7 protein-coding genes are annotated in these 5,046 nt (G+C 69.2%); 5 read left to right on the plus strand and 2 right to left on the minus strand.

From position 1 onward, the window contains the following. Positions 1-704, minus strand: a 704-nt coding sequence (locus AC1D01_RS20365) for a serine hydrolase (RefSeq protein WP_477869467.1), incomplete at its 3' end; no start/stop codon positions are given. 249 nt (positions 705-953) lie between these two features. Between AC1D01_RS20365 and AC1D01_RS20370 the strand changes: the two genes are divergently transcribed. Further along, the gene (locus AC1D01_RS20370; protein ID WP_477869469.1) at positions 954-1,661 is read left to right on the plus strand and encodes a hypothetical protein; all 708 of its coding nucleotides are present in this window, start codon (positions 954-956) and stop codon (positions 1,659-1,661) included. 108 nt (positions 1,662-1,769) lie between these two features. After that, entirely contained in the window at positions 1,770-2,330 is a 561-nt protein-coding gene (locus AC1D01_RS20375) for a thioredoxin family protein (RefSeq protein WP_477869471.1), read from the plus strand. A 91-nt stretch (positions 2,331-2,421) separates the two neighbouring features. Here AC1D01_RS20375 and AC1D01_RS20380 read toward each other — a convergent pair whose 3' ends face one another. Next, complete coding sequence (locus tag AC1D01_RS20380; protein ID WP_477869473.1) at positions 2,422-3,165, minus strand: response regulator; 744 nt, start codon at positions 3,163-3,165, stop codon at positions 2,422-2,424. Positions 3,166-3,340: 175 nt separating this feature from the next. Here AC1D01_RS20380 and AC1D01_RS20385 point away from each other — a divergent pair, with 175 nt between their 5' ends. From AC1D01_RS20385 to AC1D01_RS20395, 3 genes are all read left to right on the plus strand, one after another. Then, positions 3,341-3,766, plus strand: a complete 426-nt coding sequence (locus AC1D01_RS20385) for an organic hydroperoxide resistance protein (RefSeq protein WP_477869475.1) — start codon at positions 3,341-3,343, stop codon at positions 3,764-3,766. A gap of 17 nt (positions 3,767-3,783) precedes the next feature. Further along, the gene (locus AC1D01_RS20390; protein WP_477869477.1) at positions 3,784-4,398 is read left to right on the plus strand and encodes a 2-hydroxychromene-2-carboxylate isomerase; all 615 of its coding nucleotides are present in this window, start codon (positions 3,784-3,786) and stop codon (positions 4,396-4,398) included. Continuing rightward, positions 4,395-5,046: HAMP domain-containing protein (locus tag AC1D01_RS20395; RefSeq protein ID WP_477869479.1), on the plus strand; the 652-nt coding region annotated here is incomplete at its 3' end. The genes AC1D01_RS20390 and AC1D01_RS20395, both read left to right, overlap by 4 nt.

Genomic DNA, 5,046 nt, shown 5'->3' on the forward strand with positions numbered 1-5,046 from the left:
ACCTCGGTCTGCGCACCGGCGTAGTTGAAGCGCTGCCCCGGCGGATCGCTGCGCTCGGTGACCTGCCGCGCCGCCTGCACGATGCCGGCGCGCCGCGCCGCGGCATTGAAGCGCGCACGATCGTCGTCGGCCGTGTAGTCCTCGACATAGCGCGCACCGGACGCCATGCGCAGCAGGTCGAGCAGGCGCGTGCCGCCGTACAGCGTGCCCTTGAGTTCCGGCACGTAGGCCTCGGCCGGATCGTCGAGCGACTTCACCAGGCCGTCTTCCAGCGCCTTCATCACCGCCAGCGCGGTGATCGTCTTCGCCATCGAGTTCGACAGCATCCGCATCGCCGGCGTGYGCTCGTAGTTGTAGCGCTCGGCGGCGATGCGGCCGTCCTTCACGACCAGCAGGCCGGTCGCGCGCTGGTGCTGCAGGTAGTCGTCCAGCGTCAGCTGGCGGCCTTGGTAGCGGTAGGTGAACAAGGTCTCGGTGGCCGCGGCCTCCAGCGCGACCGGCTTGTCGGCCGGCGCCAGCGTGCACGCGGGATTGAAGCTGTCCATCGCGCTGAACGAGCCGACGAGGTAGCGCTCCTGGTAGGCCTGCTTCAGCGTGCGGGCCGCCGGGTAGCCGTCGGCGCGGCCGAGCGCCGCCTCGTCGGGCGCCGCGAGTGTCGCGAACGGGACGAGCAACAGCAACGAAGACAGAAGGTGCAGGCGCATCGGCCGATTGTGCAGGCGTGATCGGCGCCTTCATCGATCGCATTCGCCGATCGACTTCATCGCCCTTTTGCAATGGTCAGCCGGAAACTTTTCTTTACCCGAACGACACGTCAACGCACGCACCGCGTGTTCGTTCAAGGTTGCAACTAACGAAGTCCCCGCGCAACAGAGCAGTCGTGCCGATCCCCGGATCGGCATGGGTTGGCGGAGCTGTGCCCTGCTGTTCAACAACCTCACCTTCATACCGTCATGCAACCATCACGCACCCCCTCTTCCCTCCTGCTGATCGCCGGCCTGTGTGCTCTGCTTGCCGCCTGCGGTGGCGACGACGACTGCCCGCCCGCGGTCGACCCTCCGACCGACACGCTGCCCGACCTCAGCGACTGCTTCACGGTCAAGCCCGGCCTGCGCTACACGATGACCGACACCGATCCCGAGGCCCGTTCGCTGCACGGCGAGTACCTCGTCGAGACCTTCGACGGCACGCCCCGCCAGGCGCAGGTCGACTACTTCGGCACGACGGGCGACAAGCGCTTCCTGGCGCTGTACTGGTCGGTCGAGCCGGACGGCCTGCGCTTCTGGGGCGACTACGACCACACCCCTGAGGGCGTGCAGACCACGAAATCCGTCTACACCGGCTTCCTGGTCCCCAGGACCCTGGCCCCCACGCAGACGGTGACGATCCACTTCACCGACAACAACTACTTCACCAACGGCCACTTCCTCCCGGAAGAGCAGCAGGAGACCTGGACCTTCGAGGGCCACGAGACGCTGGCCCTGGCCGGCCGCACCTTCACCAATGCCTGTCGCATCAGGACCAGCATCGGCGACCACCCGGAGTACGGTTCCACCGTCATGTGGGTCGCGCCGGGATTCGGCCCGATCCAGTACCAGTCGATCGATGCCGACGGCAAGGTCGACAGCCTGTCGAAGCTCGACACCGTGACCGTGCCGTGAAACGTAATGTGTCGGGCTCCGGCGCCGACACAGAGCTCTACGCAAAACACGCGACGGCGGCAGTGCGCATCCAACAATCCGCGCACCTGCCACTGCCGCCCCACTGCCATGAGCCTTCGATACAACACCCTCCTCGCCGCCGCGGCCATCGCCGCGACGGTGGTCCTCGTCACGCTCGCCGCGCCGCCGGCCATCGGCACGCCAGCCGCCACCCACCCGGTGGCTGCACCCGACTTCCAGGGCATCGCCACCTGGCAGAATTCGCCTCCGCTTGCGATGCAGGGCTTGCGCGGCAAGGTGGTGCTGGTCGACTTCTGGACCTACACCTGCAGCAACTGCCTGAACCAGTTGCCGTACGTGAAGGAATGGCACGCGAAGTACAAGGACCAGGGGCTGGTCGTCATCGGCGTGCACACGCCGGAGTACGCCTTCGAGAAGTCGACGCCGAACGTGCAGGAAGCGATCCGCAAGCTGCAGATCACGCACGCCGTCGCGCAGGACAACGACTACGCCACCTGGCGCGCGTTCGGCAACCAGTTCTGGCCGGCGCTCTACCTGATCGACAAGCAGGGCCGCATCGTCTACACGCACTTCGGCGAAGGCCGCTACGGCGAGACCGAAGGCCGGATCAAGGCGCTGCTGGCCGAAACGCCGGCACCGGCGCGATGAACAGGTGGTGGCTTGCGTTGCTGTTCCTGGCCGGCGGCATCTCGCACGAGATCCGCCAGCCGGTCAGCTGCCACTGCATCACGGTGCGTCGTCAGTCGCGCGACTCGACCGCCGACGCGAACACATAGCCCTCGCTGCGCACCGTCTTGATGTAGCGCGGCTCGCGCGCATCGTCGCGCAGCCGCTGGCGCAGCCGGCTCACCAGCAGGTCGATCGAGCGCTCGAACAGCTCGGCTTCGCGCCCCTGCGTGAGGCTGAGCAGCTGGTCGCGGCTCAGCACCCGCTGCGGGTGGTCGAGGAACACGCGCAGCAGCCGGTACTCGGCACCGCTCAGCGCCACCATCACGCCGCTCGCGTCCAGCAGGTGGCGCGCCACGGTGTCGACCTCCCACTCGCCGAACGCCAGCCGGTGCGACGCGGCCTCGGCGACCCGCATGTTGGGCGGCAGCATGCGGGTGCGGCGCAGCACGGCACGCATGCGCGCCAGCAGCTCGCGCGCGGCGAACGGCTTGGCGAGGTAGTCGTCGGCGCCCATCTCGAGCCCGAGGATGCGGTCGGCCTCTTCGTTGCGCGCGGTCAGCATCAGGATCGGCGTCGCCTTGTACTTGCCGGCGCGCAGGTCGCGGCACAGCGTCAGCCCGTCTTCGCCGGGCAGCATCAGGTCGAGCACGATCAGGTCGAACGGCCCCGACTCCTCGAGCGCTGAGCGCATGTGCCGGCCGGTCGGCACGGCCACCACGCGCAGCCCGTTCTTGACGAGGTAGGTGGTCAGCAGGTCGCGGATCTCGCGATCGTCGTCGACGATCAGCACATGGTCGCTGGGCTTGGCTTGCATGGCCGTGACTGTAGTGCGCCGGCCGCCCGGATGCAGCGCCTTTGTATTGCAGTGTGTCCGGGTCGCACCGCGCCTACATGCGAATGCAAATCCGGGGGGTGGCCGACACACCGGGGATACAGCGGGCCATTGCAATACAGGCTCGCTTCAACCAACCCCTCGTGAAGGATTCGCCATGCTGCAGAAGATCGACAACGTGCTGTACACCGCTGCCACCCGTACCACCGGAGGCCGCGACGGCGCGGGCCGCTCCAGCGATGGCGCGCTCGACGTGCAGCTGAGCCCGCCCGGATCGGGCAAGCCCGGCACCAACCCCGAGCAGCTGTTCGGCGTCGGCTACTCGGCCTGCTTCATGGGGGCGATGCAGATCGCCGCGCGCCAACTGGGCATCAAGTTCCCGGCCGACACCGCCATCGACGCCCGCGTGTCGCTCGGCAAGACCGCCGGCGACGCGAGCTACGCGCTGGCTGTCACACTGTCGATCACGCTGCCCGGCCTCGACGCCGAGGTGAAGCGCCGCCTGGTCGACGCCGCGCACCAGACCTGCCCGTACTCGCATGCGACGCGCGGCAACATCGAGGTCGACTTCCTGATCGACTGATCCCCGGCCCGCCCTGAATGCCCGACACCACCATGAGCCACGTCATCGACTACTACTTCGCACCGGTGAGCCCGTGGGCCTACCTGGGCCATGCGCGCTTCGGCGCGATCGCGAAGGCCGCCGGCGCCACCGTGCGCGTGCGGCCGGTGCACATCAACGCGGTCTTCGCGGTGTCGGGCGGCCTGCCGCTCGCGCGGCGCCCTGCGCAGCGCCAGGCCTACCGGCTCGTCGAGCTGCGGCGCTTCTCGCGCCAGCTCGGCGTGCCGATGAACCTGACCCCGCGCTTCTTCCCGGTGCCGCCGGAGCTGGCCGCGAAGCTGATCGTCGCGACCGCGCTGCACGACGGCGACGAGGCCGCGATGCGGCTGGCCGGCGCGGTGTTCGCCGCGGTGTGGGCGCAGGAGCGCGACATCTCGAAGCCCTCGGTGCTGTCGGAGCTGCTGGCCGAATGCGGGCTGCGCGCCGAGCTCGCGGTGCTGGCGCAGCAGGACGCGGTGGACACGCAGCTCGACGAGAACACCCGGCTCGCGATCGAGGCCCAGGTGTTCGGCTCGCCTAGCTACGTGCTGGACGGCGAGATCTTCTGGGGCCAGGACCGCCTCGACTTCCTGCGCGAAGCGCTCGCCGCATGAAGCTGGCTCGGCTCCCCCTCCCGCGCTCGCTGTTCGCCCGCGTCACGCTGATCATCGTGCTCGGCCTCGCGATCGCGCAGGGGCTGACCTTCGTGCTGATCCGCTACGAGCGCGGCATGGCGCTGCGCGAGCTGATGATGCTGGGCATCGAGCGCGACATCGCGAGCTCGATCGCGATCATCGACCGCCTGCCCGCCGCCGAGCGCGACAGCTGGCTCGCGCGGCTGGAGCGCCGCAACTACCGCTTCTCGCTCGGCGGCAGCGCCGACGGGCCGGCCCCGGCGGCGCCGATGCTGCGGCAGTTCGCGAACGCCATCGTCGATGCGATGAAGCCGTTCGAGACGGTGCGCGTGGCCGAGGTGCAGCAGCCGCTGGGCGGCCTRCAGATCCAGGTGCGGCTGTCGGACGCGAGCATGGTGATCGTGCATGCGCGCCGCGTCGACATGCCCGTGTCGGGCTGGGTCAGCTGGGTGCTGGCCGCGCAGCTCGCGGTGCTGGCGGTGTGCGCCTGGATCGCGGTGCGGCTGCTGACGCGGCCGCTGGCGGCGCTGGCCGCCGCGGCCGACCAGCTCGGCCCCGACCTGAAGGGCCAGRCGCTGCCCGAGCAGGGCCCGAGCGAGGTGGCACATGCAGCGCGTGCCTTCAATG

The organism is Rhizobacter sp. P3_B12, from assembly GCF_056402895.1.

What these genes read in the sequence shown, in the direction of transcription:
- AC1D01_RS20385 (WP_477869475.1), top strand. Translation starts at nt 3,341, where the DNA reads ATGCTGCAGAAGATCGACAACGTGCTGTACACCGCTGCCACCCGTACC.
- AC1D01_RS20390 (WP_477869477.1), top strand. Translation starts at nt 3,784, where the DNA reads ATGCCCGACACCACCATGAGCCACGTCATCGACTACTACTTCGCACCG.
- AC1D01_RS20380 (WP_477869473.1), bottom strand. Translation starts at nt 3,165, where the DNA reads ATGCAAGCCAAGCCCAGCGACCATGTGCTGATCGTCGACGACGATCGC.
- AC1D01_RS20370 (WP_477869469.1), top strand. Translation starts at nt 954, where the DNA reads ATGCAACCATCACGCACCCCCTCTTCCCTCCTGCTGATCGCCGGCCTG.
- AC1D01_RS20375 (WP_477869471.1), top strand. Translation starts at nt 1,770, where the DNA reads ATGAGCCTTCGATACAACACCCTCCTCGCCGCCGCGGCCATCGCCGCG.